General features: G+C 37.0%; 27 protein-coding genes. 4 read left to right on the forward strand and 23 right to left on the reverse strand.

Going from position 1 to position 26,750, the window contains the following annotated elements; all coding sequences use genetic code 11:
• The first annotated feature begins 258 nt into the window (after positions 1-258).
• Both IGL17_RS09275 and IGL17_RS09280 read left to right on the forward strand, forming a co-directional pair.
• A complete protein-coding gene (locus IGL17_RS09275; RefSeq protein ID WP_002359767.1) occupies positions 259-1,038 on the forward strand; it encodes an SDR family oxidoreductase in 780 nt (259 codons plus the stop codon).
• An 84-nt stretch (positions 1,039-1,122) separates the two neighbouring features.
• The gene (locus IGL17_RS09280; RefSeq protein ID WP_016618268.1) at positions 1,123-1,725 is read left to right on the forward strand and encodes a YczE/YyaS/YitT family protein; all 603 of its coding nucleotides are present in this window, start codon (positions 1,123-1,125) and stop codon (positions 1,723-1,725) included.
• A gap of 351 nt (positions 1,726-2,076) precedes the next feature.
• Here the strand turns inward: IGL17_RS09280 and IGL17_RS09285 are convergent, their stop codons facing one another.
• From IGL17_RS09285 to IGL17_RS09355, 15 genes are all read right to left on the reverse strand, one after another.
• The gene (locus IGL17_RS09285; protein WP_033591896.1) at positions 2,077-3,795 is read right to left on the reverse strand and encodes a DUF6119 family protein; all 1,719 of its coding nucleotides are present in this window, start codon (positions 3,793-3,795) and stop codon (positions 2,077-2,079) included.
• Positions 3,796-3,835: 40 nt separating this feature from the next.
• Positions 3,836-4,828, reverse strand: a complete 993-nt coding sequence (locus tag IGL17_RS09290; protein WP_002394702.1) for a reverse transcriptase family protein — start codon at positions 4,826-4,828, stop codon at positions 3,836-3,838.
• The gene (locus tag IGL17_RS09295) at positions 4,815-5,084 is read right to left on the reverse strand and encodes a hypothetical protein (RefSeq protein WP_002394703.1); all 270 of its coding nucleotides are present in this window, start codon (positions 5,082-5,084) and stop codon (positions 4,815-4,817) included. Before IGL17_RS09295 ends, IGL17_RS09290 begins: the two co-directional genes overlap by 14 nt.
• A 670-nt stretch (positions 5,085-5,754) precedes the next feature.
• On the reverse strand, positions 5,755-6,072 hold the full coding sequence (locus IGL17_RS09300; protein ID WP_174098035.1) for a hypothetical protein: 318 nt from the start codon (positions 6,070-6,072) through the stop codon (positions 5,755-5,757).
• Positions 6,073-6,130: 58 nt separating this feature from the next.
• Entirely contained in the window at positions 6,131-7,525 is a 1,395-nt protein-coding gene (gene sufB / locus IGL17_RS09305) for a Fe-S cluster assembly protein SufB (protein WP_002356769.1), read from the reverse strand.
• A gap of 18 nt (positions 7,526-7,543) precedes the next feature.
• Entirely contained in the window at positions 7,544-8,011 is a 468-nt protein-coding gene (gene sufU / locus IGL17_RS09310; RefSeq protein ID WP_016618269.1) for a Fe-S cluster assembly sulfur transfer protein SufU, read from the reverse strand.
• Positions 7,998-9,233, reverse strand: coding sequence for a cysteine desulfurase (locus tag IGL17_RS09315; RefSeq protein ID WP_016618270.1), 1,236 nt, complete (start codon positions 9,231-9,233; stop codon positions 7,998-8,000). Before IGL17_RS09315 ends, sufU begins: the two co-directional genes overlap by 14 nt.
• On the reverse strand, positions 9,230-10,516 hold the full coding sequence (gene sufD, locus IGL17_RS09320) for a Fe-S cluster assembly protein SufD (protein ID WP_002364433.1): 1,287 nt from the start codon (positions 10,514-10,516) through the stop codon (positions 9,230-9,232). Before sufD ends, IGL17_RS09315 begins: the two co-directional genes overlap by 4 nt.
• Before the next feature lie 14 nt (positions 10,517-10,530).
• Positions 10,531-11,301, reverse strand: a complete 771-nt coding sequence (sufC, locus tag IGL17_RS09325; RefSeq protein ID WP_002356763.1) for a Fe-S cluster assembly ATPase SufC — start codon at positions 11,299-11,301, stop codon at positions 10,531-10,533.
• Positions 11,302-11,670: 369 nt separating this feature from the next.
• Positions 11,671-12,228, reverse strand: coding sequence for a ribosome recycling factor (frr, locus tag IGL17_RS09330; RefSeq protein ID WP_002356762.1), 558 nt, complete (start codon positions 12,226-12,228; stop codon positions 11,671-11,673).
• A 3-nt stretch (positions 12,229-12,231) separates the two neighbouring features.
• Positions 12,232-12,954, reverse strand: coding sequence for a UMP kinase (gene pyrH / locus IGL17_RS09335; RefSeq protein ID WP_002356761.1), 723 nt, complete (start codon positions 12,952-12,954; stop codon positions 12,232-12,234).
• 260 nt (positions 12,955-13,214) lie between these two features.
• Positions 13,215-14,096, reverse strand: a complete 882-nt coding sequence (gene tsf, locus IGL17_RS09340; protein ID WP_002356760.1) for a translation elongation factor Ts — start codon at positions 14,094-14,096, stop codon at positions 13,215-13,217.
• Positions 14,097-14,201: 105 nt separating this feature from the next.
• Positions 14,202-14,987, reverse strand: a complete 786-nt coding sequence (gene rpsB / locus IGL17_RS09345; protein WP_002356759.1) for a 30S ribosomal protein S2 — start codon at positions 14,985-14,987, stop codon at positions 14,202-14,204.
• Between the two features lie 183 nt (positions 14,988-15,170).
• The gene (locus IGL17_RS09350) at positions 15,171-15,608 is read right to left on the reverse strand and encodes a GNAT family N-acetyltransferase (protein WP_050540681.1); all 438 of its coding nucleotides are present in this window, start codon (positions 15,606-15,608) and stop codon (positions 15,171-15,173) included.
• Between the two features lie 19 nt (positions 15,609-15,627).
• Positions 15,628-16,404, reverse strand: a complete 777-nt coding sequence (locus IGL17_RS09355) for a TrmH family RNA methyltransferase (RefSeq protein ID WP_002356757.1) — start codon at positions 16,402-16,404, stop codon at positions 15,628-15,630.
• Positions 16,405-16,510: 106 nt separating this feature from the next.
• On the opposite strand from IGL17_RS09355, the gene IGL17_RS09360 reads away from it, so the two are divergent.
• Both IGL17_RS09360 and yidC read left to right on the forward strand, forming a co-directional pair.
• A complete protein-coding gene (locus tag IGL17_RS09360; RefSeq protein ID WP_010706543.1) occupies positions 16,511-16,786 on the forward strand; it encodes an acylphosphatase in 276 nt (91 codons plus the stop codon).
• A 166-nt stretch (positions 16,787-16,952) separates the two neighbouring features.
• Positions 16,953-17,885 (forward strand): membrane protein insertase YidC, encoded by a 933-nt coding sequence (gene yidC, locus IGL17_RS09365; RefSeq protein WP_002382768.1) that lies wholly within the window; start codon positions 16,953-16,955, stop codon positions 17,883-17,885.
• Positions 17,886-17,918: 33 nt separating this feature from the next.
• Here the strand turns inward: yidC and IGL17_RS09370 are convergent, their stop codons facing one another.
• The 8 genes from IGL17_RS09370 to IGL17_RS09405 all read right to left on the reverse strand — a co-directional run bounded on the left by IGL17_RS09370 (position 17,919) and on the right by IGL17_RS09405 (position 26,730).
• Complete coding sequence (locus tag IGL17_RS09370) at positions 17,919-18,110, reverse strand: DNA-directed RNA polymerase subunit alpha C-terminal domain-containing protein (protein WP_016618271.1); 192 nt, start codon at positions 18,108-18,110, stop codon at positions 17,919-17,921.
• 39 nt (positions 18,111-18,149) lie between these two features.
• On the reverse strand, positions 18,150-20,234 hold the full coding sequence (gene glyS, locus IGL17_RS09375) for a glycine--tRNA ligase subunit beta (protein WP_010776002.1): 2,085 nt from the start codon (positions 20,232-20,234) through the stop codon (positions 18,150-18,152).
• 1 nt (position 20,235) lies between these two features.
• Positions 20,236-21,144: a glycine--tRNA ligase subunit alpha gene (gene glyQ / locus IGL17_RS09380; protein ID WP_002379669.1), complete on the reverse strand. Its 909-nt coding sequence runs from the start codon at positions 21,142-21,144 to the stop codon at positions 20,236-20,238.
• Between the two features lie 730 nt (positions 21,145-21,874).
• Positions 21,875-22,669, reverse strand: a complete 795-nt coding sequence (gene recO, locus IGL17_RS09385; RefSeq protein ID WP_010713216.1) for a DNA repair protein RecO — start codon at positions 22,667-22,669, stop codon at positions 21,875-21,877.
• A gap of 82 nt (positions 22,670-22,751) precedes the next feature.
• The gene (gene era / locus IGL17_RS09390) at positions 22,752-23,654 is read right to left on the reverse strand and encodes a GTPase Era (protein WP_002359745.1); all 903 of its coding nucleotides are present in this window, start codon (positions 23,652-23,654) and stop codon (positions 22,752-22,754) included.
• A 13-nt stretch (positions 23,655-23,667) separates the two neighbouring features.
• Positions 23,668-24,069, reverse strand: a complete 402-nt coding sequence (locus tag IGL17_RS09395; RefSeq protein WP_002382764.1) for a diacylglycerol kinase family protein — start codon at positions 24,067-24,069, stop codon at positions 23,668-23,670.
• Positions 24,053-24,532, reverse strand: a complete 480-nt coding sequence (ybeY, locus tag IGL17_RS09400) for an rRNA maturation RNase YbeY (RefSeq protein WP_002356745.1) — start codon at positions 24,530-24,532, stop codon at positions 24,053-24,055. The genes IGL17_RS09395 and ybeY overlap by 17 nt, the downstream gene beginning before the upstream one ends.
• Positions 24,532-26,730, reverse strand: a complete 2,199-nt coding sequence (locus IGL17_RS09405) for an HD family phosphohydrolase (protein ID WP_002382763.1) — start codon at positions 26,728-26,730, stop codon at positions 24,532-24,534. Before IGL17_RS09405 ends, ybeY begins: the two co-directional genes overlap by 1 nt.
• Positions 26,731-26,750: the final 20 nt, after the last annotated feature.

A 26,750-nucleotide genomic window follows, 5' to 3' on the forward strand; every position in this document is an offset into this window, starting at 1 on the left:
ACAAGTTTTATTTTAGCATATTCACTCATAAATAACCATTGGACTTGACCACTTCGCCTAGATATTTTGTGTTTTTTTAGAAAACTCTATAAATGAGAGGAATTGATTACTACGACCAGTATTTTTTTAAAGACCTTCAACAATAGTAGCTAACTTTAGACCATAAACTTTTCCGACAGTTTGTCGTATTTTATCAACACGCTGATTGACATGTGCTACCATGAAAGTATTAATAGTAATTTTAGGGGGAATGAATCAATGTATGGAGAATTACATGGTAAAGTGGCCGTTGTCACTGGTGCAGCTACGGGTTTAGGATTATTTATTACTCTGCGTTATATCTTAGAGGGCATGAATGTTGTTGCTGACTATGTCGGTGAGCTGCCTAAAGAATTTGAAGATGTCCAAGCCAAGCACGCAGACCGCGTAAAATTCGTGAAGGCTGATGTCTCTAATGAAGAAGATATTAAAGCGTTAGCTGAAACCGCTTTAAAAGAGTTTGGTCATGTTGACATTTGGGTAAATAACGCCGGTGTGGAGGCTTCTTTTCCGACAATTGATATGCCATTAAAAGAATGGCAACGTGTCATTGATGTCAATTTAAACGGTGTCTTTTTGGGTTCTAGAGAGGCACTCCGAATATTTAGAGATCAAAAAATCAAAGGGTCAATCATTAATATGTCCTCCGTTCACCAAAGAATTCCTTGGCCAACGTTCGCCCACTATGCGGCAAGTAAAGGTGCAACCGAAATGTTCACGAAAACAATCGCTTTGGAATATGCGGAATATGGTATTCGTGCCAACTGTATTGCACCTGGAGCGATTAACACACCTATTAATGCTGAAAAATTTTCCGATCCCGAACAGTTAAAACAAACAACGAGCATGGTTCCTATGGGCATTATTGGTAAACCAAATCAAGTAGCTGCTGCGGCCGCTTGGTTAGCTTCTGATGAATCCTCATACGTAACCGGAACAACACTCTTTGTAGATGGCGGGATGTCTCTATACCCTTCGTTCCAACACGGAGCTGGTTAAAAAGTAGTCTGCAACAAAATTCTCTATGAATTTTTGTTGCAGACTTTGTACTATCGCACACAAAATCTATTCAGGAGGCTTACCATGAAACTAGTCAAAAATGTTCTTTTAATTTTAATTGGTTTAGTTATTATCGGGATTGGCGCATCCACTTTAAGAGTGGCAGGTTTAGGAGTTGATCCTTTCACTGCTATGAATATCGGACTTTCTTCGATGTTTGGTATGCAATTAGGCATTTTTCAAATTATTGTCAATGCGTTTATTTTATTCTATGTCTATTTAAAAAACAAAAAAGCCATTGGTCTAGGAACTATTTTAAATATGCTTTTAGTAGGGATTTTGATTCAACAGATTTCTACTTGGCTTCAACCTTACGCCGATAGTTTAGGAGGCTCAACAATTGGCAAACTACTTTCTTTATTCGTCGGAGTCCTGATTTTTACATTTGGCTGCGCCTTATACATGGCTACAGATCAAGGCGAATCCCCCTATGATGCGATTGCGCCAACCATCTGTCAACAAACCAACAAACCTTACGCTTCTGTTCGAAAAGCACAAGATTTGTTGGTCCTATTAATTGGCTTTATTGCTGGTGGTCCAATTGGGATTGGTACAATTATTTGTGCATTTGGTGCTGGCCCACTTATTAGTTTTTGGAACAAGTTACTTCAACCTTTAGTAAAATGATTTTTTAACTAAAATATAAGAAAAAGCGATGACTTCATAGAGATTTTCTTCTCGAGTCATCACTTTTTTATTTGTGCTTCTTTGAAGAAGCATGATTAGTATGTTTCTTGTTTGGCTTTCCGTTGTTATTTTGGTTGATTATTTGTTGGTAGAGTGAAAAACTAGCCGACAGAGCCTTCATATTGGAATCGGCTTCTCAACCAGTGTCATTGAGTGTCAAACTAAACAATTAAGATGATTCATAGCAGTACAATTAGTCAATATTTAGCAACAATTATTAAATTAAGATGGTCAAAATCTGGTCAATTTTGATGTGTTATTGGGAGCAATACTTAATGTAAAGTCAGTCTGCTAAGATTGACTTTTTTTATTAACTTGAAGATCTTTCCCCATGTAAATTTTTGGCGTAAAATTATTTTCCAATATCGAACTATACCAATCAACAATTTTTAATTTTAGTAAAATTGAACCTATTTGATTGAAATCAAATTGTCGTTCATCCGCCATCTTTACATATTTTTCTGTACTTTGTAACCATAATACGGAGGAAATTCTAGAATCCAAAATTTTTCCAATAGTTGGTTTCTTAATAGTAGGAAATTTTTCCTTATCTTCATAAATATTTCTGTCATTGTATTTTCGTAATTCTTTTTCTACATCAAACTCAGTAGTATTTCTTAGTAGCTGAACCGACAAAATAGATTGCTCAAAACTATACATACTATTTGATGTATCCATTCCCCTTTTAATTGCTATTAGCTCTTGGGTATCCCTTTTGTATATATCTGCTATTTCTATTGGAACTCCATTATAATTAATATTTCTTTGGTGCAACTTTATATAGTTTTTACCCTCACTTAACTTTTCAATGTATCCGCCCTCTCCTTTTAGACGTCCTTCACCAGAAATATAGGGTATATTAAACTCATCATTGTACTCTATTACTCTATTTACCTCTTCCAATTGTTTCCTTAATAATTCTGAGAATTTGTCGTTAAAATACCCCCAATATCCTGAATCCAGAGTATACAGCATACTCTCATATTCTAATTCACAATAAATCCACTCTTTTAAAGGACGACTTTCGATTACATGGTACTCATGATTAGTTACTCTAATTTTTATGTCTGTTAAAGAGGTTATTATTTCATTGTTCTTACGAATGTATTCTACTATAGCACCATCATAAGGTTCTAGCTCTTCTTTGGTTTTTTGCAAATGGTTGCTTATATATATTTCTAAATGATTGTTTTCTGAATATATATTAATTGAATTGTTTACTAAGTGTATTTTACTTACATCCAAAGCTATGCCTATTTCATCAGTATTATCAACTATCCTTTTTACGACTTCCTCATCCAATAACTTTGATAATTGAGATTTTTTTGCAATCCTTTTCTTTCTTGGTAAAATGGATTTATTATCCTTTAAAGTTAATGCTTCATCTACATTTTTTAGCAATTCAGACAATTGATAAAATCCTTCTGTACTATTTATATCAAAATTTTTCGGAAAAGATACACCAGTTCCACAATCAATAGAATTTCCATAAAAATCAAAATCTGGTTTTCCACTTACATAAGCATAGCTTTCACTCGCTTTAGGAAATTCTCCTTGGTCTTTCTTATAATTAGTAATCCCCTTCATTTTATTTTTTTGAATGTAACTAACATTTTTTAAAGTGATATGTTCATTTTTTATTGTCTTTTCAGCAAACTTTAAACCAAATTCTTCATCAATAATTTTTTCAAGAACTCTAAATCCTTGACTTAATGAATGTGCGTATAAGTTATTCGGAGTTTTTAGAATAATAACTGCATTATACTGATGTAGAGTATCATCAAAAATATTATGTTCTTCGTAATCCTCTTCACTAACATTAAAGAATTTCAATAATTCGGAAAGCCAGTTTACCCGCTCTTTTTCATGACTTTCAAAAAAAAGAAACATTTCTAAATTATTTTGTGGCTCAACTCTACTATCACCTATTTGTATATAATTATTCTCACTAAGTATTCTAGACACCTCATCGAAATCACTTGTTTTACATTTAGACAGTATCAGTTTCATTTTTCTCCTCCTTAAGATTAGAACAACCCAAACTCTATTTTTAATTACTGACTTCAATATTTCTAAAGTATAACTGCTTCTTTTTTTTCTCTACAGGTACATCAAACTTAGTTCTCACGTGGCATAATGTATTCTTATAGTGTTCAAGGTTTCTTTCCCGTTCTATTGATTGAATCGCAGCTAGACACCCCTGTAGTCTATTGCATGTATCAATAAACTCATCTTGAGTATATTTAGTCGGCTCCTTGTCCATATCAAGCAGTAATCTATAATAATCATACATCTTCTTATGAAGCTTTTTAGGAGCCTTTTTAGTATCACCATGAATAATCACTCCTGTAACTCTTGTATGATTACATATTGTTAATCTTGTTTTTTTCTTATTGACCTGTAAACCATATTTTTCTATTATTGCAATTGCTTCTCTCCGCTTACTAGTATGGATAAACTTATCGGATGAAAATGTAAAGTCATCATAGTAAGCTGAAAAAGTAAAATTATTTCTTTTCGAAAAAACATCTAACTCTTCGTACATTTGATGATAAGATAGAAAACTTAGCATAGGACTTGTTGAAAAACCTTGTGGTAAAAAACGCTCTTCATCTTTCTTTATAGTCGTCAAATTAGTTAAAATTTTTGCTATATCCGCTGGCTGAGACATCGTATTATGAAAAAAATCATAAACATATGAATCTTTAGTACTAGGAAAAAAATTTGTGATATCTAGCAATAGCAAATATTCTTTCTCCAAATGTCTACTTGCATTGTCCACATATCCCACAAGAGGAATCCCCCCATATATGTAATGTGGAAAACCAATATAGCTCAGTCTCTTAACAATATTTTTAAGTGCTCTTTTGTGAGCATCTGATGGGTTATATAATTCTCTAATTTTTCCATTAACTTCTTTAAAAAATGGTTCCACTTCGTAATTACTATCAACATCTTTTAAAGTTTTTAATTCCAACTGCAGTAGTTCTGACAAGTATTTTTTATTTGATACCCCATAAAGCCTAGATTTAGCAAAATCCATAAAAAAATCCCCTTCTTTTATAAGAAAGAGATGAAGCCAAGTTTTCTAATAATTGGACAACTTCTATTAGAAAAGGCAAGACTTTATACAGATTACTCAATACGATTACAATTAACTTACAGAATAATTTGAATACGCCTACATAACCCATCATTTCTGCAAAAAAGATAAAAAGTAATCTAATACTGATTTTTCCATTTTTATATGTCTTTTGTTTGAGCCACTGTTTAACTAGAACAATTTTTGACATTATCATGACATTTACCTCCTATAATTATTTAGGTCATTAAGACCCTCCCCTGCGTTATAATTATAGATTTAGAAGTTAAACAGTCTTGTTAACGCTTCACTCTTACTTAGCTAACAACTTTTATTAGCTTGATTAAATCCCCTGCTTCTCACTGAGTGATACAACACAAAGTCATGATATCCTAGACTTATGCTATAGTCCAGATATGCATATATACGTAATCATGATATCAAAACAAATTTTGACGTAATAGAACATGTAGGGGCTTTTTCATACCGCTATTATTTTGAATAATAGCAAATTTATTTGCAGGGAACTCTAGGTAATTGTTCTAAATTAATGATATCACAATGGTAAAAAACAATCAATATAGCGTTTTCTTTTATACTATATGAAATATTTGTAGGTCTGTCTCATCTACAATAACTCCCACAACTATGTAGTACTTTTTAAGGATTTTCAACCAAAAACTATTTTTCATTTCATCTGTATTTGAAACATAAAAACCGTTCTACCTCAACGTTTATAAGCCTTTTTTTCATTTCGTTTCATGTATCAAAACTTATTAACCTTTTACAAAAGTCAAAAAAAGAATACCCCCAGTGAGCACTGTAGCTCATTTAAAGGATACCCTCAGTACGGTCAAATAATAACGGGGTAGGATTCTATATCCTATTCATCCAATTCCTTGTATCATTCTACCGAAGGTATGATTAGCTTGAGTTGGTTGTACTTCAATTAGAGTAAGAGTGTACCCCGTTTTCAGTGGCTCTTTTAAACTTACTGTTATCCCTTCTCCCACATTCTGCTGAACAGATAGGCTAATTGCTTCTGATATAGCTTGCTTATCATTTGGAATAGACTCATCAACATAAATAGAAAAGTAACGTAATCTATCTATACAGATATTGTGAACAGCGCTCCTAAGAAAACTGGTCAAGAGTTTGCTGATATGATGGCTCATCAGTAAAAAGCTGGTCATTTCTACTATCAAGACAAAATAAAAAAGCTAGAATCCTTATAGATTAAGGGTTCTAGCTCCTATAACAGGTTTATCCCACACTACCTTCCATCTCATAACTAATCAACCGATTCAACTCAACCGCATATTCCATCGGTAATTCTTTCGTAAATGGTTCAACAAAGCCCATAACAATCATTTCTGTCGCTTCGGCTTCAGATAAGCCGCGACTCATTAAATAATATAATTGTTCTTCAGAAATTTTTGAAACTTTGGCTTCGTGTTCTAAGGACACTTGGCTGTTATGGATTTCATTAAATGGAATCGTATCTGATTTTGATTTTTCGTCCATGATAATCGTGTCGCATTCGATGTGGGAAATCGAGCCTGCGCTGTCTTTTCCAAAAGTCACTTGGCCACGGTAGTTAACTTCGCCGCCGTCTTTAGCAATTGATTTTGAAACAATTGAGCTAGAGGTATTCGGCGCATTGTGAATCATTTTGGCCCCAGTATCTTGGATTTGGTTAGCGCCAGCAAAGGCAATCGATAACATCGTGCCACGGGCACCTTTGCCATCTAAGTAAACACTTGGGTATTTCATGGTTGTTTTAGCTCCTAGGTTCCCATCAATCCATTCGACAGTGGCACCCTCGTAAGCTTTAGCACGTTTGGTTACTAGGTTGTACACGTTATCTGACCAGTTTTGAATAGTGGTATAACGACAATAAGCATCTTTTCTAGTGAAAATTTCTACGATGGCCGCATGCAAGCTGTTACTTGAATACGTGGGTGCCGTACATCCTTCAACATAGTGAACGCTGGCCCCTTCATCGACAATAATCAAGGTCCGTTCAAATTGGCCGGTATTTTCAGCGTTGATTCGGAAATATGTTTGTAATGGTACATCAACTCGAACGCCTTTTGGTACATAAATAAAGGTCCCACCTGACCAAACAGCTGAGTTTAAAGCGGCCAGTTTATTATCTGTTGGCGGCACAAGTTTTGAAAAATATTCTTTGAATAAGTCAGGATATTCTTTTAAAGCAGAGTCAGTATCTGTAAAAATGATGCCTAATTTTTCAAATTCTTCTTTCATATTGTGGTAAACAACTTCTGATTCATATTGAGCAGAAGCCCCAGCTAGATAAGCACGCTCAGCTTCGGGAATCCCAATTTTTTCAAAGGTTTCTTTGATTTTATCAGGTACATCATCCCAATCGCGTGCGGGTTTGTCACTCGGTTTTTGGTAATATTTAATTTTACTAAAGTCAATATCTGACAGGTCTGGACCCCATTCTTGCATGGGCATTTTATTGAATTGTTCTAACGATTTTAAACGGAAGTCAAGCATCCATTCTGGTTCGCCTTTCACGCGAGAAATTTCGCGAACGACGTCTTCTGTTAGGCCGTCTCCGGTACTAAAGACTGGTTCCACATCGTCGTGAAAGCCAAATTTATATTCTTCTAATTCAGGTACTGTACTCAATTCGTCGTCACCCTTTCTTTATTTTTCACAATGTAAATGACCGGCTTCGCCTTGTCCGTTATTAGCAACAGCCTGCTCTAAGGCTTTCCAAGCCAGGGTTGCACATTTAATCCGAGCTGGAAATTTAGCTACGCCGCTTAACATTGCTGCATCGCCTAATTTTTCATCTTCGGCCACTTCATTTCCTTGAACAAGTTGAGAGAAATCCTCTGCTAAGTCCGTTGCTTCGGCGATTGTTTTTCCTAAGACCGCATCAGTCATCATACTAGCACTTGCTGTACTGATAGAACAGCCACTTCCTTGAAAGGCGATATCTTTAATCACACCATCTTCAATGGCCACATCCAGTTCAATCACATCTCCACAAGTAGGATTATTCAGTTCAATTGTTTGGCTAGACGCATCTAGCGTTCCGTGGTGATGTGGGTGGCTAGAATGGTCCAAAATGACTTGGCGATATAAGTTATCTAATTTAGAAAGTGCCATGCTGGAAAAACTCCTTTGTCGCTTTAATCGCTTCAACTAAGCGATCTGCGTCTTCTTTGGTATTGTATAAATAAAAACTTGCCCGTGCAGTTGCTGGCACGCTCAGATAGTTTAATAGCGGTTGCGCGCAATGGTGACCCGCTCTGACAGCGACCCCTTCCATATCTAACGCCGTAGCCACATCATGTGGATGTAAACCTTCAATATTAAAAGCAATCACACCTGTGTGGTCTTTTGGATTCTGTGGACCATAAATCGTCAGGCCCTCGATAGCTTGCAACTTCGGCAAAACATAGTGAACAAGGGCTGCTTCATGTTGATGAATGGCCTCTAAACCAATTTCTGTTAAATAATCAATGGCGGCACCTAAGGCAATTGCCCCAGCAATATTAGGTGTGCCAGCTTCAAATTTCCAAGGAAGCTCTTTCCAAGTACTTTCTTGAAGATGAACAAAGTCAATCATTTCGCCACCAAATTCCACAGGTTCCATTTGTTCCAATAAATGACGTTTGCCATAAAGGACACCAATTCCAGTTGGTCCACACATTTTGTGACCACTAAATGCATAAAAATCAGCATCGATGGCTTGAACGTCCACAGGCATATGAGGAACTGCTTGCGCGCCGTCTACCACCATCACAGCGCCATTTTGATGAGCTAATTGTGTTAATTCTTCGATTGGATTAATGACCCCTAACACATTTGAAACATGAGCAATCGAAACAATTTTCGTTTTTTCTGTAATTTGTTGACGTGCACTTGCCATATCTAAAAAGCCGTCTTCAGTGACGTCTATATACTTCAAAATGGCCCCTGTACGTTGAGCTAATTGTTGCCAGGGAATAATGTTTGAATGATGTTCCATGTAAGATATGACGATTTCATCCCCGGCTGTAACTGCCAAGTCACCATAACTTTTGGCAATCCAATTCAAACTGGTTGTTGTTCCTCGTGTAAATAAAACTTCCGCTGTTTCTTTGGCATGGATAAATTGGCAAACCTTTTCGCGGGAGGCTTCATAGTCCTTCGTTGCTCGTTCGGCTAACGTGTGCACCCCACGATGAACATTGGCATTATCGGTTTCATAATAATGTCGTAAAACATCTAACACTGCCGTTGGTTTTTGGGTTGTCGCAGCATTGTCTAAATAAACTAGCGGTTCATCATTAACTTCTTGAAATAAAATAGGAAACGATTGACGAATGGTTGCTGCATCCATCATGCGTTTAACTTCCCTTCAATTACTTCTACAAATTCATTTTGTACTTCTTTAACTGGAATTGCTGTAATGACAGAACCTAGGAAGCCACGAATCACCAAACGTTCCGCTTCTTCTTTACGCAAGCCGCGGCTCATTAAATAATACATTTCTTCTGGATCTACTCGACCAACGCTGGCTGCGTGTCCGGCAGTCACTTCATTTTCATCAATTAAAAGAATTGGATTGGCATCACCACGAGCTTTATCAGACAACATTAAAACACGACTTTCTTGCTGTGCGTCGGCTCCTTTTGCTCCTTTTAAAATGTGGCCAATTCCGTTAAACGTTAAAGTACCACGTTCACGAATAACTCCATGTTGTAAAATATGACCAATTGAATGTGGCGCTTTGTTTGTCACTCGTGTGTCGATGCCTTGTGTTTGTTTACCTGCACTAATTGCAACGACTTTAACTTCTGAATGAGCGCCTTCGCCAACTAAATCAGAATCAAAATCAGCAACAACATCGCCATCATTCATGACGCCTAGAGCCCAATCAACAGAGGCATCCCGCATAATATAGCCACGACGATTCATATAAGTCGTTACAGTTTGCCCTAATTGATCTACAGCTGAGTATTTAACTTTTGCGCCATCTTTCGCAATCACTTCCACAACAATATTTCCCGAAGCTTTCTCTGCATGATGACCGGTTGATTGAAAGCGTTCTAAATAACTGAATTCACTATGATTATCTGCAACGATTAAAACATGTTTAAAGAAAGGTTGGTTGCTATCTGAATCCTGAATAAACAAAGATTCAATGGGCTCTTCAATCACTACGTTTTTAGGAACGTATAAGAAAACGCCACTATTCATGAAGGCTGCATGAGCTGCTGTCAGCTTATCTTCTTCTGGTAATACGGCTTTAGTCATATAGTATTCTTTAACTAATTCTGGGTGCTCTTGTAAAGCAGTAAAAATGTCTGTAAAAATTACCCCTTGTTCTGCTAATGAGGCTGGCAATTGCTCAAAAGCATGAAAAGATCCTTGTTGAACAATTAAAGGATTGTCTTTCATTTGATCAAAACTTGCGACATTTCCTTCAGAAGGCACATAACTTTCCATGTGAACATTTAATAAAGGCCAACGATGAAATTTCACACGATCAATATGTGGTAACTCACTTTCGTCAGCGTTTCTTAAAGCCGTTGTTCGCAATTCAGTCATCCAAGCTGGTTCTTCATGTTCTAGTGAAAAAGCGGTGACTTCGTCAAGATAATCCATTAGATTTACTTTTTTCATTTATCTTGTCCTCCTTACGCTTCTTCTTTGTAATCAATACCTAATTCTTGGCTGATACCAGCATAGCCTTCTGTTTCTAAACGTTTTGCCAAATCAGCCCCACCGGTTTTCACAACGCGGCCTTCCATCATGATATGAACAACATCTGGCGTGATATAGTTCAATAAGCGTTGATAATGGGTAATAATTAACGCACCAAAGTTCTCACCGCGCATTTCATTAACCCCTTTAGAAACTACTTTTAACGCATCGATATCTAAGCCTGAATCAATTTCATCTAAAATGGCAAACGTAGGCTCTAACATCAATAATTGTAAAATTTCATTTCGTTTTTTCTCGCCGCCAGAAAAACCTTCGTTTAAGTAACGCTCAGCCATTTCTTCAGGCATATTTAATAATTCCATTTTGCTATCTAATTTTTTTAAGAACTGCATGACTGACATTTTGTTGTCTTCGTCACGTTTTGCATTGATTGCTGCACGCATGAATTCAGCATTGGTAATTCCTGGAATTTCGCTTGGGTATTGCATTGCTAAGAATAAACCTAAGCGAGCGCGTTCGTCTACTTCTAAATCTAAAACGTTGACGCCGTCAAATAGAATTTCTCCTTCTGTGACTTCATAGTTAGGATTTCCCATAATTGCTGCTGATAAAGTAGATTTACCAGTTCCATTAGGTCCCATAATTGCATGGATTTCTCCAGTATTAATTGTTAAATCGACCCCTTTTAGAATCTTTTTATCTTCAATTGATACGTGTAAATTTTTGATTTCTAACACAGACATGTACAATTCCCTCCAACTTGTTTTAATCGTTTTTCCGTTCTCACTCATTTTAGCCTAATTGAGAATGAATCGCAAATTACAATTGCTAAAAATAACAACTCTTATCATCAAATTTTAGGATTCAATTTGTGAAGGAAAATTTTAAAAGGCTGATATTTCAAAGTTTCTCTATATTTTTAAGTGATCGTCCCTACACAAAGAAAAAAATTCTGGTAGAATAAAAAAAATTATTAAAGAAAGCGTTTTCTTAAATAATTACTTTAGAATGACTTTCGCAAAGAGAGATTTGAGATACGCCTTCCTCATCTATACAAAAAAATCCAGAGCATTTGCTTCTCTGGATTCAATAATTTTTATTAGTGATTGGTTTTATACTTCTAAAAGTTCTTGTTCTTTTTCAGCAGTAATCGCATCGATATTTTTGATGCTATCATCTGTTAATTTTTGAACATCTTTTTCAAATGAACGTAATTCATCTTCGGTGATGTCGCCATTTTTTTGAGCTTTTTTCAACTCATCCATTGCATCACGACGAACGTTACGGACAGCAACTTTTGAGTTTTCCGCTTCTTTTTTCACGTCTTTGGCTAATTCTTTCCGACGTTCTTCCGTTAATTGTGGAATCACTAAACGGATGACATTTCCATCATTGGTTGGGCTAATGCCGATATCACTCATTTGAATAGCTTTTTCAATGTCAGCGATAGAATTTTTGTCAAACGGTGTAATCATTAATACACGTGCTTCTGGGATATTGATACTTGCTAATTGGTTAACTGGTGTTGGTGCACCATAATATTCTACTTGAATACGGTCTAATAGACTTGCGTTCGCACGACCAGCACGAATTTGACCTAATTCACGGCGTAAGCTTTCTTCCGCTTTTGTCATTTTTTCTTTGGCTGTTGCTAAAACTTCTTTAGACATTCTTTATTTCCCCCTTACAGTTGTTCCGATATTTTCACCAAGGATGGCACGACGGATATTTCCTGCTTCATTTAGGTTAAAGACAACTAAAGGAATATCGTTATCCATACTTAATGAGCTTGCTGTTGAATCCATTACTTGTAGCCCTTTAGAAATAACATCTAAATGTGTTAGTTCTTCAAATTTTGTCGCTGTTTCATCCACACGTGGATCCGCAGAATAAACACCATCAACATTGTTCTTCGCCATTAAGATGACATCCGCATCTACTTCTGCAGCTCGTAACGCAGCCGTTGTATCTGTCGAGAAGTAAGGATTTCCTGTTCCTCCGGCAAAAATAACAACGCGGCCTTTTTCTAAATGACGTTCTGCACGACGACGAATGTATGGTTCTGCAATTTGACGCATTTCAATTGATGTTTGAACACGTGTAGGCACACCAAGATTTTCTAATGTATCTTGCAATGCTAAGGCATTCATCACAGTAGCTAACATGCCCATATAATCTGCTTGTGCACGTTCCATGCCCATTTGAGCACCAATTTGTCCACGCCAGATGTTTCCGCCGCCAACCACGATGGCCATTTCGATACCTAATTCATGGACCTCTTTAATTTCTTGGACGATTTCTTTAATGACTGGTGGTTTAATGCCAAAACCGTCTTCTCCGGCTAGCGCTTCTCCACTTAACTTTAATACGACACGTTGATACTTAGGTTTAACCATCATAATTCCCTCCAAGATTCTCTAAAAATCATTCAATTCCTCATTTAGATGACTTTTCACCAAAATGATTTTTTAGACCAAGCAGTGCGATCCACTGGTTTTGCCTAAAAAAAGGGAGCGCATATCAAAGTTATGCGTTCCCAAATGGCTGAAAGACTGCCTTGAATCAAGCAGTAATCAATTTATGCAGCTTCCTTTGGGGATCGCTGTCTGTTTAGATACTTATGATTCACGGCTTTTCAACCGAGCGTTTGATGCTCTTAGTTTTTCATTTGGCTCATTACTTCATCCGCAAAGTTATCTTCACGTTTTTCGATACCTTCGCCAACTTCAAAACGTACGAATGATTTCACTTCGCCGCCTTTAGAAGCAACAAATTTTTCGACAGTCATATCTGGATCTTTAACAAATGGTTGGTCAACCAAAGCGATTTCTGCTTTGAATTTTTGTAGACGACCAACAACCATTTTTTCAACGATATTTGCTGGTTTACCTTCGTTTAATGCTTGTTCAGTTAACACAGCTTTTTCGTGTTCTAATTCTTCTTGAGGAATTTGAGATTCGTTGACATAGCGAGGGTTGATTGCCGCGATGTGCATAGCAACATCTTTCGCTACTTCTTCGTCAGTTGTGCCATCGATAACTGTTAATACAGCAATACGGCCACCCATGTGTAAGTAAGCGCCAAATGCAGCATTGTCAGCTTTTTCGACAACTTCAAAACGACGGAAGCTGATTTTTTCACCGATAACAGTTGTTGCTTCGATTAAATCAGATTCGATTGTGCCTTTTTCAGTTTTAATAGCCATTGCTTCTTCCATCGTAGCTGGTTTGTTTTCAGCAACTTTAGTCGCAATATCTTTAACTAAATCTTGGAACATTTCGTTTTTAGAAACGAAGTCAGTTTCTGAGTTTACTTCAACGATTGCTGCAACGTTACCTACAGTTGCTACGTTTGCTAAACCTTCAGCCGCAATGCGGTCATTTTTCTTCGCTGCTTTAGCCATACCATTTTCACGTAAAAAGTCTACGGCTTTTTCCATGTCGCCTTCTACTTTTACTAATGCTTTTTTAGCGTCCATCATTCCAACGCCAGTCATATCGCGTAATTCTTTTACCATTTTAGCTGTAACGTCTGCCATTATTTGTGTCCTCCTCGGATATTATCAATTCTTTTTAAAAAAGCTATCTCAAAGGAGAATCAGGCTTTTTGTCGCCTAGCCTTTGAGACAGCTCCGTAATCATTATTATTCAGCTGATTCGTTGTTTCCTTCAACAACATCAACGATTTCTTCGATTGAAGTTGCTTCTGGTGTTTCTTCAACGAATAACTCTTCAGTTGCTTGGTCTTCCCCTTGGTTACCTTCGATGAAAGCATCAGCCATTTTAGCAGTGATTAATTTCACGGCGCGGATTGCATCATCATTTGAAGGAATTACAACATCGATCTCATCAGGATCACAGTTTGTATCAACCATTGCAACGATTGGAATGTTTAATTTGTGTGCTTCTTGAACAGCAATGCGTTCTTTACGTGGGTCAACGATATACATTACATCTGGAATTCTTGGCATATCAGCGATACCACCTAAGAATTTTTCTAAACGTTCACGTTCTTTGTTTAAGCCAGCAACTTCTTTCTTAGGTAAAACTTCGAAAGTGCCGTCTTCTTCCATTGCATTGATTTTTTTCAAGCGAGCAATACGTTTTTGGATTGTATCCCAGTTAGTTAACGTACCACCTAACCAACGATGGTTTACATAGTATTGACCAGCGCGGATTGCTTCATCTTTGATTGCTTCTTGTGCTTGTTTTTTAGTTCCTACGAATAAAGCAACGCCGCCTTCTTCTGCAACGTTTTTCATGTAATCGTAAGCTGCATCTACTAATTTCACTGTTTTTTGTAAGTCAATGATGTAGATACCGTTTCTTTCTGTGAAGATATATTTCTTCATTTTTGGGTTCCAGCGACGAGTTTGGTGACCAAAGTGTACGCCGGCTTCTAGTAATTGTTTCATAGAAATTACTGCCATGTTGTGTTTCCTCCAGTTTGGTTTTTATTTTCCTCTTCTTTTCGTCAACTCCTTGAAGAACTACCGTAGTAGCACCACTTCGCAGATGGAAAAGAATGTGGATTTCGTGTGTGAAAATCACACCTTTAACAGTATAAGATATTTTCAGAAAAATAGCAAGCCTTAAAACTAGAAATGTCGCTCCTACTGCGCTTGCCAAACAAGATGACATTCTTCGTTTCCCGTTTCATCGATGGTTCGCTTTTGTTGGACAAAGCCTTGTTTTTGATAAAAGGCATAAGCTGCTTGATTTTCCCTGTAAACAGCCAAAGATAAGAGGTCCTGTTCTTCTTTTGCTACTTGAAGTAATTTCTGACCGATGCCCTTCCCTTGAAACGCTTTTTTTATAAAAATTCCTGCGATATAGTTATCCATTAAGCCTAAAAACCCAATTATCTGACCCTCTTCTTCCGCTAAGATCAGTGTTGCTTTTGGCAACGCAGCGCGGACAAATGCCTTATTTTCTTGCCAATAAGTTGGTGCGACAAATGGATGAGCTTCTAGATTCGTTTGCAGCCAAATAGCCATAATGGTTTCTAATTCTTTTTCTGTTAACTGGGTTGTCTTTTTGATAGTCAGCATTTTTTGACACTCGTTTCTGTTATTGATTATTTTCAAAATAAAACATTAACACGCCTGCTGCGATAGCGACATTCAATGATTCCGCTTGACCTTTCATTGGAATATAAAGATTTTTCGTGGTTTCTGCTAACAATTCTGGCGAAACCCCGCTACCTTCATTGCCTAAAATCAACGCATAATTTTCCACTGCCTCTTGTTCATAATAAGCAATCGCAGCTTCATTTAGTTCTGTACCGAAAACTGGTAGACCTTGCTTCTTGAATGCCTGAACCACTTCAGTCAACTCTCGTTGAAGAACTGGTAAATGATAGTGGCTTCCCTGCATTGAGCGCAACACTTTTGTATTGTAAATATCTGCTGTGCCCTTACCTAAAATCACGCCTGCTAAACCCGCTGCATCAGCTGTGCGAATCATCGTACCAACATTACCAGGGTCTTGGATATTATCTAAAAGTAACCAACCACCTTTAAAAGAAAGCGACTGCTCTTGTTGCGTTTCCAAGGTGACAATTGCCAAAATTCCTTGTGAAGTTGGCAGCTCCGACAAGCTATTTAAAACCTCATCACTAACAAAAATTAATTTTTCTGTTTCTTGTTCAGCTAACCAAGTTCCCCATTCTTGTTGACCTCTTTGGTTAAACAAAATCCACTGGACATCGGCATTGGCCTTCACAGCTTCTTCAACTAAATGAAATCCTTCTATTATATATTGGTTCAGTTCTTCTCGGTACTTCTTTTTGTGTAATTTTTTCCATTCTTTTAATTGGTTATTTTTCGTTGATGTAATTTCTTTCATAAGTCACCTCGCCTTTGTATTATAGCATGCTTCTAGCTTGCTTGGATACTTGCTAGAACCAAGAAAAATCGCTATCATAAAGAAAAAAGCAAAGGAAGTGTCTCTCATGGAAAAACTAAGAATGAATGTACAAGGGCGTGTCCAAGGTGTTGGCTTCCGCTACATGACCAAAATGGTGGCAGATCAATTAGGTGTCACTGGTTCAGTGAGGAACGAAGACGACGGGTCCGTTTCAATCACAGCAATTGCACCTGAAGACATAATGGAAACATTTATCAAAAAAATCAAAGATTCCCCCAGTCCGGCGGGACGTGTAACGTATGTTGATATTCAAGAAGACCCTTTGTTAGAAGAAACGGAACAATTTAAAGTGATTCAATAAACTTACTTTCTAACGATTGATTTCTTTGGGAAGAAGCCTTGAACAGCAAGTAGTTCCTGCTTTTTATTGATTTTTGTAAGAGCTTCTTTTCGATTTTGATTGAAAAAGAGCGCTGTTTCAAGTATAGTTAACCATGTAAAAATTTTTTAGAAAAGGACCGAATTACATGCGTAAATTAAACCGATGGCTTTACGGCTCTGGCTTACTATTTTTAGTAATGTTTTTATCAGGCTGTGTGAAAACAGGAGCAGATGGACAACCAACTGGTGAAGGTTTTGTCTATAACTTCCTTGTTTTACCGATGAGTAATGCAATTACTTATCTTGTCGATAACTTTAATTGGAACTATGGTTGGGCGATTATTTTTATCACCATTATTGTACGGATCATTATTTTACCGTTAGGCTTACATCAATCGAAAAAAAGCTTTATCCAAACGGAAAAAATGCAAGCAATCAAACCTCAAGTGGATGTTGCACAAGCAAAAATGAAACAAGCAAGTACGCGTGAAGAACAAATGGCCGCACAAGCAGAACTACAAAGGATTTATAAAGAAAACAATGTGAGTATGGTTGGCGGAATTGGTTGTTTGCCTTTATTAATTCAAATGCCTATTTTCTCTTCTCTGTTCTTTGCTGCTCGTTATACAAAAGGTATTGCCACGGCAAGCTTCTTAGGAATGAATTTAGGGCAACCAAATATGATTTTAGTGGCATTAGCTGGTTTAGCCTATTTAGCTCAAGGTTATATTTCAATGATTGGTATTCCTGAAGAACAAAAGAAAACAATGAAATCAATGCTGATTGTTTCACCATTAATGATTGTTTTCATGTCCTTTAGCTCACCTGCAGGCGTAGCGCTTTACTGGGTAGTTGGTGGTATTTTCACATGTATTCAATCTGCCATCACAAATATCCTCTTACGTCCAAGAATTAAAAAACAAGTACAAGAAGAATTGAAAAATAACCCACCAAAACAAGTGGTTACTCCTATTAAGGATGTGACACCAAAAGAAACAAACAAAGTAACGCAAAAAACGAACCAACCAAAAGCAAACGGCAATAAAGGTCGCAATGCTGGAAAACAAAAACGTAAATAAAAAAAGGATCGCCTCTAAACGGCGATCCTTTTTTTACTTCAATTCTTTCCCAGTCATCTCTTCAATAGTTCGAATAGACTTTGGACCAAAGCCATGCAACGAAAGTAACGCTTTTCGGCCTCGTGCGTAGAGTTCATCCACACTGTCGATTTTTTCATTCGTTAGTGCACGAACAGCTGGCTTTGTTAATTGTGTTAAAATTTGTTCAAACGTTGTTTCTAGCATGCTGTCGGTTCCTCCTTAGCGGTCGAAAAACAGCGCTTTTTATTTTACAATTAATAAATCTAAGCTAGCAATTGATAACGCCATTTTAGCAATTTGCATTAATTGTTTTAATCGGTTTTGTTTGACTTTTTCATCCTCAACCATAACCATCGTTTCATTGAAGTACGCATCAATTAACGGACGTAGATTTACTAGTGCTTCATAGTTTTCTGCAATCGTGCGTGTCGCAAATGCTTCAGATAAATCGTTAACCGCTTGATACAGTTCTTTTTCTGCCTTATTTTCAAACAGACTTGGATCAATCCCTTCTTCAGTATCACCTAAAAGTTCTTGACCTTTTTTCGCTAAATTAATAACACGCGTTAAGGCTTCCATTGATGGTTTAAAATCTTGATCTTCAAAACGGCTTTTTAAAATATTTGCTGAAGCAAATAATTTCGATAAATCGGCCTGCTCAGCAGACACCACTGCATCGATAATGTCATGGCGAACATTTTTCGTCATTAATAATTGACGTAAGCGAGCTTTCACAAATTCAACGACTTCTGCTTGTCCTTCGTTTAGTAAAACGCCATATTTCTCAACATCTTGATTCACTGCTTCATCAACTTCTGTTTGTAATTGGACTAATGGGAAGGTCCAGCCTTTATCTTCAATAATTCGGATAACGCCATAGGTTTGACGACGAAGTGCATAAGGATCGTTAGAACCTGTTGGAATCATACCAACTGAGAAGAATGAAAAGACGCTGTCGAGCTTATCGGCTAAGGCTAAAACAGCCCCGATTGCTGTTTCTGGCAATTCACCTTCACTGGAAGTTGGTAGATAATGTTCTCGAATAGCCGTTGCTACGGCTGGTTTTTCGCCTTGTAATAAGGCATATTTTTCTCCCATAATTCCTTGTAATTCTGGGAATTCACCAACCATATTTGTTACTAAGTCAAATTTATAAATTTCAGAGGCACGTTTTAAATCTTCCAATTCCTCCTCAGATAAGCCAACTTTTCGACCAATGATTTGTGCAATCAAAGCAACCCGTTGCATTTTTTCATAAATTGAGCCAATCTTTTCATGGAAAGTCACATTTTTTAGTTTTTCAACACATGCTTCAATCGTTAATTTTTTATCTTCATTGTAAAAGAATTCTGCATCTTCTAAACGAGCAATTAACACTTTTTCATTTCCTTTAATCACGTTTTCAAGGTGAACATTATCCCCATTACGAACAGCGATAAAATGCGGCATTAATAAGCCTTGGTCGTTACGAACTTCAAAGTAACGTTGGTGTTCTTTCATAGAAGTCACTAATACTTCATCTGGAACAGATAAATATTTTTCATCAAAACTACCTACAAATGCAGTTGGATATTCCACTAAATTCGTAACTTCTTCCAATAACTCTTCATCTAAAGCTAACTGCCAATTTTTTTCTGCAGCGAGTGCGTTCGCTTGATCAACAATCATTTGTTTCCGTTCATTCGGTTGAACCACTACAAATTGTTCTTTTAATTTTGTTTCATATTCATTGGCATGTTGGAACGTCACATCGTCTCCCAAGAAACGGTGGCCACGAGAAGTTTGCCCTGTCGTCACGTCTAACACTTTGAAAGGAATTACTTCATCATCAAGTAGTGCCACAATCCAGTGAATTGGACGAATATATTCGAAATCATAGTTTGCCCAGTGCATTGTTACCGGGAACGTTAGACTTGTAATCACGTCATTTAATTTTGTTAATACCTCTTTGGCACTTTGGCCTTTGGTAAACTTCGTCACATAGACATATTCGACACCATTTAATTCTTTGAAAACAATGTCCTCAGTTGTAACTCCTTGGCCGCGTACAAAACCTTGTGCAGCTTTTGACCAATTTCCTTCAGCATCTAAAGCAATCTTTTTCGCTGGACCTTTTACTTCTTCTTCAACATCCGCTTGTTTTTCAGGAATCGCAGTTACTTTCACGGCTAAACGACGAGGTGTGGCAAAGGATTGCACTGTTTCATAGTCTAAATGATGTTCATCTAAAAATTTGATTACTTTTTCTTCAAGTTGGATACGGCTTGGTGTGACAACATGTGCGGGCATTTCTTCTAAGCCAATTTCTAATAATAAATCTTTTGCCATGTTATTCTGCCTCCTTGGATACACTTTGATCTTTATTTAATAATGGGAACCCTAATTTTTCACGTTCAGCCACAAAAATTTTCGCTACGGAACGAGCCATATTCCGAATGCGGGCTAAATATCCTGCACGTTCCGTTACAGAGACAGCGCCGCGAGCATCTAATAAATTGAATGTATGGCTACATTTTAAAATATAATCATAGGCTGGGTGAACTAAGCTTTCTTCAATACAGCGTTTAGCTTCTTTTTCAAATTTGTCAAAGTTTTCTAAAAGCATTTCTTGGTTACTAATTTCAAAGGAATATTTTGAATGTTCATATTCAGGTTGCACAAAAATTTCACCATATTTAACGCCTTGTGTCCATTCTAAATCATAGACACTTTCGACTTCTTGGATATATGATGCCAAGCGTTCTAACCCGTAAGTAATTTCAGAAGTGACAGGATGACATTGTAAGCCGCCAACTTGTTGGAAATACGTAAATTGGGTAATTTCCATGCCATCTAACCAAACTTCCCAACCTAAACCAGCACAGCCCATTGAAGGATTTTCCCAGTTATCTTCTACAAAACGAATGTCATGTTCTAATGGATCAATTCCTAATAATTTTAAACTTTCTAGATAAAGTTCTTGGATATTTTCAGGAGAAGGCTTCATTACAACTTGGAATTGATGATGTTGGTATAGACGGTTTGGATTTTCGCCATAGCGTCCATCAGCTGGACGACGAGAAGGTTCTACGTAGGCAGCATTCCATGGTTCAGGTCCAATGGCACGTAAAAACGTGTAAGGACTCATGGTGCCGGCTCCCTTTTCTGTATCATAGGCTTGCATTAACATACAGCCATTAGATGACCAAAATTTTTGCAAGGTTAAAATCATTTCTTGTACGGTTAACTTGTTTTTCATTGTTTTCCTCCTTGGAATATTTTTTATAGACATAGGGATTGGCTTTGCTTCGGGAATGTAAATTTAAAAAGGGCTACAGAGAAACAATTTTGTAGAATGGGATAATTTTTATGCTGTTATAACGTTCCACATCTACTCCATGTTTTTGGCTAAGCAGTTTGTTTTAACACAGAGGAGACAACGTTCCCTTTGGTCACCTTGTGCTGTTCATCATCTACTCCATGTTTTTGGCTAAGCAGTTTGTTTTAACATAGAGGAGACAACGTTCCCTTTGGTCACCTTGTACTGTTCATCATCTACTCTGTCGCATTTGCGCCAATTGAGCTTTTTTGAATAAACGTTACTATTTTTTCTTTTGGTGTTAACTGTTTGCTTTTTTTATTCGGTTACAACGTTCCCTTTGGTCACCTTGTACTGTTCATCATCTACTCTGTCGCATTTGCGCCAATCGTAGTGATTCACAGCAAAAAGTCCCCATGCCTATTAATAGACATAGGGACGAATAATTATCGCGGTTCCACCCTACTTCCGATGTGTTCATCGGCAGCTTCGTTTGTCGTACTCCAAAGTGCCTTTCAAAAGTTCCGTGTTTCTGGCTCCCACTCTCCCAGATTCGCTTAACAGAGGGTTCTTTTTACTTCTCTTTTTCTTCGTACGTATTTAACTTCTCTATCATAATACGGTGTCTGAGGGAAGTTGTCAAATTTTTTTTAGAAAAACGTCTGCTTGTTTATGTTTCTTTTTCTTCCTTCTTTCGTGGTGGAATTTTTAACGTATTTTCCCACGTTTTCATTTGATCAATAAATTTTTTGCTTTTTAAGTGCAACCCGACATATTCATCGTATAACATATCAATCGTTTCTCGAATACTTTTCTTAGTTTCTTCTTTTACTTGAATGTTTTGGACTTTTTCATAGGAGACTTGCGAAAATAAGCGAATAAAATGAATTGCTCTAGGATCTGCATGGTAGCGCTGTTCATCTAAATGCCAATGTTTTTCACAAAGCACACCGCTATATTTTGAGGAATAATCAAATTTCCCTTGTGTTTCGCCACAAGCCACACAATGATGCCATTCTGGTCGTACACCAAACCGTTCTAACAATTGAATTTCAAAAATATTTGTAATGATTTCCGGATCTTTTTGCTCATTTAAAGCGGATAATGCCATGTGGGTAAATTGAAATAAGTTCGGATCATAGTGCTGATCTTCAATTGCTGCATCGACTAAGTTTAAAATATATGTTCCATATGCGTTAATAAATATATCTTGTTGAATGTTTCGAAAAGGTTGAACTCCTTTGCTGCTATTGAGAAAAGATAAGCCTTCTTCTCTAAAATTTCCGATGTAGACGGCTTCTGTAAATGGCAGAATCGCTGGCAAAAGAGGATTATTTTTTCGATGCGCGCCTTTCACAAAAAACATCAATTTTCCATATGATTCTGTAAAAATTTTGACGAGTTTATCCTTCTCTTTAAAATCCTTCGTAAATAAAATAATGCCTTTGGTCTCCCCTAATGCCATTCAATTCACTTCCATTTCTTATGTAAATTAGTGTAGTGTTTGGAAAGTTCGTTTATACACTCACTTCCCAAACACTACTTTCTTAATATTCTTCTTTGCGATAACCAAAATCTTGTAAATAGATTTTTTTGTCACGCCAGTCTTTTTGGACTTTTACCCACAGCTCCAAATACACTTTGTCATCTAATAAATATTCAATATCTTGACGCGCCTTGGTACCAATTTGTTTCAGCATTTTTCCGCCTTTGCCAATGATGATGCCTTTTTGACTGTCCCGTTCTACAATAATGGTTGCTTGGACATGGACTTTATCGTTTTCATCCCGTTTCATTGAGTCCACAACGACAGCGACAGAATGAGGAATCTCATCTCTTGTTAAAAGTAACACCTTTTCACGAATTAATTCGGAAACGATAAAATATTCTGGATGATCCGTAATTTGGTCATCAGGGAAATACTGTGGTCCTTCTGGCATTTGCTCAACGAGAACATCCATCAAATGCTCAAAATTATTTCCTTCAGTGGCAGAAATGGGAATAATTTCTTTAAAGTCCATTTGTTTCGAATAGTCTTCAATGATACTCAATAAATCATCTGGATGGACTTTGTCAATTTTATTAATAATCAAGTAGACTGGACTATTATTATTTTTCAATCGTTCAATAATAAAGTCGTCACCTTTCCCGCGTTTTTGATCAGCACTTACCATAAATAAAGTAGCATCTACTTCACGCATCGCATTATAGGCACTTTCCACCATGAAATCGCCTAAGCGGTGTTTAGGTTTGTGAATCCCTGGAGTATCGATAAAAACAATTTGTGCTTCAGGAATTGTATAAATTCCTTGAATCTTATTACGAGTTGTTTGTGCTTTGTCACTCATAATTGCAATTTTTTGGCCGACAATTCGATTTAACAATGTTGATTTTCCAACATTTGGTCTGCCGACAATGGCTACGAAACCAGATTTATGTTCAGTTGTCATTGTATTTCTCCTCTTATTTCCACATTTGAATGATTTGTAAAATTTTTGGTACAAATAGAATTAGTCCTACTAGCACTGCGAAACCGGCTGTTAATAAAACAGCTCCTGCGGCCATGTCTTTAACTTTTTTTCCGATTGGATGAAAGTGAAAATCCGTAAACATATCTACGACATTTTCAAAAATTGTGTTGATAATTTCTGCCAACCAGACAAGAAAAACAGCCAATAACAACCACAGCCATTCAGCAAGTGTTAAGGAAAACAAGAAACCAAACACAATGGCCGTGACACCAAACGCCACATGTTTGCGCATATTACGTTCTTCTCGAAAAACTGTTTTGATTCCTTGCCAGGCAAATTCTAATGAATTAATAAAATGTTTATTTTTTCCTGTTTGCTCATCTTTTAAGGCCATACGCATCTAAAATCTCTTTCTGTAAACCAAACATTTCTTTTTCATCTTCAGGTTCCATATGATCGTACCCATTCAAATGTAAAAAGCCATGTACTGCCAAAAAGCCCATTTCTCGTTCCAATGTGTGCCCATATTCAACTGCTTGTTCTGCTGCTCGCTCTGTTGAAATAATTAAATCACCTAGATTCCGTGGTAGCTCTGCCAACTCTTCATCATCAAAAATAATTGGCAATTCGTCTTCCCCTTCATCCTCTAAAGCAAAACTGATGACATCTGTAGGCATATCTTTGCCCCGATAGTCACGATTAATCACTTGGATACCTGCGTTATCTGTAAAAGTCACCGACATCTCCGTATCTTCGGCAATTTCTAGAAAACCCGCTGCAAATTGCAGCAAGTTTTCGATTTCTTTGATTTCTTCTGTTGGTACTTTCTCGGTTTCATCAATGAAAGTAATATCCATTAGTCATCTCTCTTTTCTTGTTCATCTTTCATTTCTTCTGCTTCAGCTTTCATTTTTGGATACTTAATCCGTGAATGGAAGGTACTGCATAATCCATTAATTAATGATTTTTCAATGATGCGAATCTCTTTCATCGTTAACCCACATTCATCTAATTGGCCATCTGAAATTCTATCTTGAATCACATTATGCACAAAGGCTTGAATTTTTTCGTTGGTCGGATGATCCATCGCCCGCACAGCAGCCTCACAAGTATCAGCAATACTCACAATCCCTGCTTCTCGTGTTTGTGGACGTGGCCCAGGATAACGGAAGTCGGATTCTTTAATTTCAGGATTGCGTTCTTTTGCTTTCACATAGAAAAATTTCATCAATGTTGTGCCATGATGTTGACGACAAATGTCAATCACCATTTGCGGCATATTGTACTCTTCTAAAATTTTGGCGCCATCAATTACGTGGCCAAAAATAATTTGTTTACTATCTTCTGGTAATAAAAAGTTATGTGGATTTTCTGCACCAGCAGGTAAGTTTTCCACAAAGAAATTGGCGTGTTTAATTTTGCCAATGTCATGGTAATAACAAGCAACTCGTGTTAATAGCGACCGCCCGCCAATCTCAGCAACAGCGTTAGCGCTCAAACTAGCCACCATCATGCTATGATGATAGGTACCTGGCGCTTCTTCTAACAGTTGTTTTAACAACGGATGGTTCGGATTACTTAATTCATTCAAGACAATCATACTATCATCAGTCACTAATAATTCGATATATGGATGCAAGCCCATTGTTGCTAAAAATGAAAGTACCGTTCCTGCACCTGCACAAATTAAAGCTGTCCACGTTTTACCATCTGTTAAACTCATTCCTTGATAAATCATTAAGACAACCGCCATGAAAACAGGAAAGACCACTACCCACATTAAAGCTGGGAAAACTTGCTCACTCATTCGTTTCCGTTTAACAACTGTTGCTAGAAATCCTGAGAATAAGTACATAATCAGAATAACCGTCAACGAGTTTGTACCAATAGAATTATAAAAGATAAATAACGCAAAAACGACTTGGAAAATGGCAGCGATTATCCCTGAACGACGATTCACAAAATGATTTAGAATCAGCGGCGCAAAGGCTGCTGGATAGAACAAGGGAATATACATCAACTGCTCTGTTTGGAAAATCTGGAAGAATTTCATTAAAATAACACTGATTAGCATAGCACCCGTGTAAAAGATAATAAACGAGCGTTGTCGCGAAGGCTCAGTCACTTGTTTTGTAAAGAAAATCAACACTTCAACTTGAAGTAAAATAGCTAATGCTAATGCCACCATCGGAAAAATAGAGGTATTTTGACTAGTCATTCCTAGTAACTCAAGTTTTTCGACCGCTTTTGCATCAATTTGAGTACCTTCACGAACAATAATTTCGCCTTGATAAATCATTGCGGGTTGAACAGCATTCATCGCTTTTTGGCGTAGCTCTTCTGTTCGTTTTTCATTGGCAATATCGTTTACCACAATCCCTTGGTTAACAATGTAACGAATAACTTGTTGCATGGTACTCGTAATATCTAAGTATTGAATTTTACCGTTAGCTTCTTGGCGAATTTTATCCAAATCAGATTCTCGAACGTGATTTTGCATTGCGTCATCCACCAACATCAAACTTTCTGAACGAACCTTATCTAATTGCTCAGAGGTTAATGTAAAGATTGTTTGATAAAAAACATTAGGAAAACTTTGATAAAACGTAACTTCATCTTGCGGTAAAGATTCAAATAATGATTTTAAGCTAGCTACTCGTTCTTCCACGGTCGGCGCAGGAATCGTTTCTTCCTTTTTGGCCTTCGCTTGCTTGTTGCTGTACTCTTTGTCTACTTTTTCATTCGCAGAATCAATCAATTTAAATAATTTATCAATACGATTATGTTGGACAGATGCCGTATCTTCTTGATAAATATATTCGGGTGTGACAGCTTCTGCTGCCAATTTTTTTCTTTGTTCTGTTTCGTAGGTATTCTCGATATTTTTATTTGCACGAATGGTTTTCTCGGCCAGTTGACCTTCTTTAATTTCTACTCTTTTCTGATGGACACTGCCAAACATAATCATAAATAAAAGAAGAGAAAAAACGGCTAATAAAATAGGTAAATAGGCTTTACCTAAACGATCCCCTAACTTTGTAAGTACTTTTTTCAAAAGGTACTTTCACTCCTTCC

The sequence above is a fragment of the Enterococcus sp. AZ088 genome, assembly GCF_051714845.1.
In the GTDB taxonomy this organism is placed as follows: Bacteria; Bacillota; Bacilli; order Lactobacillales; family Enterococcaceae; genus Enterococcus; species Enterococcus faecalis.